The sequence below is a fragment of the Daejeonella sp. genome, assembly GCF_049655485.1.
In the GTDB taxonomy this organism is placed as follows: domain Bacteria; phylum Bacteroidota; class Bacteroidia; order Sphingobacteriales; family Sphingobacteriaceae; genus Daejeonella.
In genome coordinates, this window is record NZ_JBASJU010000338.1 from 1 (window position 1) to 3631 (window position 3631).

The 3631-nt window shown below is 38.8% G+C and carries 5 protein-coding genes; all 5 read left to right on the plus strand.

Annotated features, from left to right (window positions below):
• A partial coding sequence (locus tag WBJ10_RS13715) for a class I fructose-bisphosphate aldolase (protein ID WP_424291234.1) occupies positions 1-792 on the plus strand: 792 nt, incomplete at its 5' end.
• A gap of 53 nt (positions 793-845) precedes the next feature.
• Complete coding sequence (locus WBJ10_RS13720; protein WP_424291236.1) at positions 846-1337, plus strand: DUF305 domain-containing protein; 492 nt, start codon at positions 846-848, stop codon at positions 1335-1337.
• Positions 1338-1437: 100 nt separating this feature from the next.
• The gene (locus tag WBJ10_RS13725; RefSeq protein ID WP_424291238.1) at positions 1438-2067 is read left to right on the plus strand and encodes a Crp/Fnr family transcriptional regulator; all 630 of its coding nucleotides are present in this window, start codon (positions 1438-1440) and stop codon (positions 2065-2067) included.
• Between the two features lie 97 nt (positions 2068-2164).
• The gene (locus WBJ10_RS13730; RefSeq protein ID WP_424291240.1) at positions 2165-2377 is read left to right on the plus strand and encodes a hypothetical protein; all 213 of its coding nucleotides are present in this window, start codon (positions 2165-2167) and stop codon (positions 2375-2377) included.
• Between the two features lie 223 nt (positions 2378-2600).
• Positions 2601-3395 (plus strand): sulfite exporter TauE/SafE family protein, encoded by a 795-nt coding sequence (locus WBJ10_RS13735; RefSeq protein ID WP_424291242.1) that lies wholly within the window; start codon positions 2601-2603, stop codon positions 3393-3395.
• Positions 3396-3631 lie beyond the last annotated feature (236 nt).

Consider the following 3631-nt stretch of genomic DNA (forward strand, 5'->3'; position numbering starts at 1 on the left):
AACCCTCTTTATTTTGACCCGGAAAATATTGTCAAACTAGCAGTCGAGGGAGGATGCAATGCCGTGGCATCAACTTTTGGTAACCTCGCCATGATGTCCAGAAAGTATGCTCATAAAATTCCTTTTGTGGTAAAGCTGAATCATAATGAACTTCTAACTTATCCAACAAAGCATGATCAGATCATGTTTGGAAGCGTTCAGGAAGCATGGAATTTAGGAGCCACTGCTGTTGGAGCTACCATTTATTTTGGCTCAGAGAACTCCGGTCGCCAAATTGTTGAAGTTGCGGAGGCTTTTGAGCAGGCTCATCAACTGGGCATGGCTTGTATTCTGTGGTGTTATACCCGCAACAATCATTTCAAAAAAGAAGGAGTGAATTATGAAACTGCTGCTGATATCACAGGGCAGGCAAACCACATCGGGGTAACCATCCAGGCTGACATTATTAAACAAAAAATGCCTGAGGGTAATGGTGGATTTACCGCTATAAACTTTTCAAAAAGCGATCCCAGGATGTACAGTGAACTGGCCTCTGATCATCCAATAGATCTATGCAGGTATCAGGTGATCAATTGCTATATGGGAAGAGCAGGCCTGATCAACTCGGGTGGCGAGTCAAAAGGAGAAACCGATCTGGTAGAATCAGTGAAAGCTGCGATTATTAATAAGAGGGCGGCTGGAATGGGATTAATATTAGGACGAAGGGCTTTTCAGCGCCCTTTTGAAGAAGGGGTACAATTTCTCCAGACAATACAGGATGTTTATTTAACAAAAGAAATTGATTTAGCTTAACTATTGCCGGACAATAAGATGGAATGAAGAATTAAACCATAAAATTAAAAATTATGAAAACTCAGGATCACAAAACGATGCACGAACCCAAAGGCGACGCAGACCACTACAAAAAGCTGCTGCAGATGACCATACTTTCCTATATTTCCATGTTTGTTCTGATGTATGCCATGGTAGATAGACTAGAAAATGTTGTACCCAATATCAACCAGTTTTTCATGGCAGGCCTGATGACAGCTCCAATGGTAATTATTGAACTTGCCCTGATGGGCAGTATGTATATGAATAAGAAGCTTAATGCAGGGCTTATAGCAATAAGTGCTATTGCTTTGATCGGGTTTTACGTGGGAATCAGGCAGCAGGCAGGCGTAACGGACAAGCAGTTTCTCAAATCCATGATCCCTCATCACGCCGGAGCGATCCTGATGAGTGAAAAGGCCAATATTCAGGATCCGGAGATCAGGGAATTGCAAAAAAATATTATTTCGAGTCAGCTTGCAGAAATTGCTCAAATGAAAGCTAAACTGAAGGAATTAGAAAAGTAATTCAGGAATTCATTTTTATGCGTTTATATGAGATTGAATAGCTGATCCGATTTAACACTTCAATCCTTCTGATTTTGAATTCATAATTCAATATTTGCTAATGATCAAAGAATATTTAAAACATAACTTCAAAAATTTCGAACCTGCTCTTATGGAAAAAATTGAGCAAAACGCCTCAATAAAAGAGTTTGAGCCGGACGAGATACTAATGACCACTGGTCAATATTTTCGGTCCACGATGCTTGTAGTAGAAGGAAGAATTAAACTTTATCGTGAAGGTCCGGAGGGTGGTGAGTTCTTCATGTATTACCTGGAGCCAGGCAATGCATGTGCCCTTTCTATGATTTGCGCAGCCAAAAAAGAGGCGAGTGAAATTATGGCTAAGGCTGTTGAAAAGACGAAGGTAATTACCCTGCCTATCGAACTCATGGATGACCTGATGCGCAATTATAAAACATGGTATTATTTTGTATTGGAAACCTATAGGTCACGATATGAAGAACTCTTAGTAGTTATCGATCACATCGCATTTAAAGGTATGGACGAGCGTCTTGATTTTTATCTCCGCAATCAGGTGATGAAATTGCAAACAAAAGAACTCAAAATTACTCATAGTGAGATTGCCTCGGATCTAAGTTCATCCAGGGAGGTCATTTCCCGCCTATTGAAGAAAATGGAACAGAAAGGTGATCTGCTATTGCATAGAAATTATATTGAATGGTTGAGATAACTCTAACTAGTCAATTCTAATCCTTTAACCTGGCGGTGACATTTGTCACCCTGATTGGTTTTCTGCTTAGGTATTTTTGTGTTTACTAAGCGTAGCCATGGAAACAATAAGAGAAAAAATACTTACAAACTGGCATTTAATCAGATGGGTCAGACTTATCATGGGCTTGTTGATCGCTTTCCAGGCCTTTCAGTCAAAGGATATATTATTTGGGTTACTTTCAGCACTTTTCATCTTTCAGGCACTAACGAATACCGGTTGTTGTGGCACTGCTGGTTGTTCTGTTGATAGCCGGGATAAGAATTTATGATGATCCGTTAGATGAAAAGGGTTTAATGCTGATATAAAATTGCTCTTAACCCAAGGCGAACAATTAAATCTTTAAATTAACAGTTAAAGAATACCGGCCAATCCTTCCTGTGGCCGTAAATATGTAAAGTCCTGTCTTGAAAAATCTATTCAAATTGCAGGTGTGACTAAAGTCACCGTCTAGCTTCAGCTTTTCCACCACCTTTGTTTTTCTATTTAAGATCATGGAAATATTAGGTTATCTGGCTGCTGCATTAATTGGTATCTCACTGGGATTAATTGGCGGTGGTGGTTCTATCCTGACAGTTCCTGTTATGGTCTATCTTTTTGGCTTAAATCCATTGCTAGCTACATCCTATTCCTTATTCATTGTGGGTTCTACCAGCCTGATTGGAGCGGTGAATAATTATAGAAATGGACTTGTAAATACTAAGGCAGTCTTTTTTTTCGGATCAGCCTCTATCGTTACAGTGTTTATAACCCGGAGATTTATAGTGCCTGTCATCCCGGAAAACATTGCCATGGTTAATGGTTTTACCATTACCTGGTCTTTTTTAACCATGGTGCTGTTTGGAACTCTTATGCTGCTTGCCTCAGTAAGCATGATCAGAGATTATAATTCTTCCGCTCCTGAGCAGGAATGTCCGGAGTGTATTAAATTTTTGAAGTTACTGGGCTATGGTATAGCCATTGGCGTTATTACCGGGCTATTAGGAGCGGGAGGTGGATTCTTGCTGATTCCGGTTTTGATATTCCTTATTAAATTACCAATAAAAAAAGCTATTGGCACATCATTAATGATTATAGCTCTTAACTCACTAATCGGATTTACGGGAGATCTTGGTCATACTCTAATTGATTGGACCTTTCTTTTAAAAATTACAATGATTGCTATTGCGGGGATAATTATGGGAGGATCTATTAGTAACAAAGTATCCAGTGATAAATTAAAGAAGGGGTTTGGCTGGTTTGTATTGCTAATGGGCATATATATCATCTTAAAAGAAGTTATCAGATAGCATCCCTTGTGACAAAAGTCACCAAACGATTAACTCTAAATACTCAATTTTGTACTCTACATCTATAATAACATAGAATTACTTGTATTGTAACCTTAAATAGGATAAGAAACGATGTTTAATAGCTTTTTTAAAAAGAACGAAAACGATCTGGATGGATACCATTTTAGAAAGAATTTTCAAAATACTGACAATGCCATATTGGTAGACGTAAGGACCCCTGATGAATACAACAG